This is a genomic window from Rhodopirellula sp. UBA1907, assembly GCF_002337565.1.
GTDB lineage: Bacteria > Planctomycetota > Planctomycetia > Pirellulales > Pirellulaceae > Rhodopirellula > Rhodopirellula europaea.
Window position 1 is genome coordinate 1 of the sequence record NZ_DDGH01000112.1, and the last position, 245, is coordinate 245.

Genomic DNA, 245 nt, shown 5'->3' on the forward strand with positions numbered 1-245 from the left:
ATCACCAACACGCTGACGATCGGTTCCGGACGCGGCGAAATCTTCGGTGCTTGGAAAGGACTGGGCATCGAACAGCAAGGCCACAACTTGGGCCACATGGATCAACCCGACAATCCAATTTGGATCAAGATCCGGCAGTACAACAGCCGCATGCTGGTCCGGATCATGGAGAAACTCGACAGCGTGCCCGAAGGAAGCGGCACGATGATGGACAACACTCTGATCGTCTACACCAGCAACAACGC

1 pseudogene is annotated in these 245 nt (G+C 55.5%); it reads left to right on the top strand.

Annotation, left to right across the window (positions count from 1 at the left end):
• A pseudogene (locus tag B2R17_RS27965) lies at window positions 1-245 on the top strand (hypothetical protein); the annotation flags it as partial.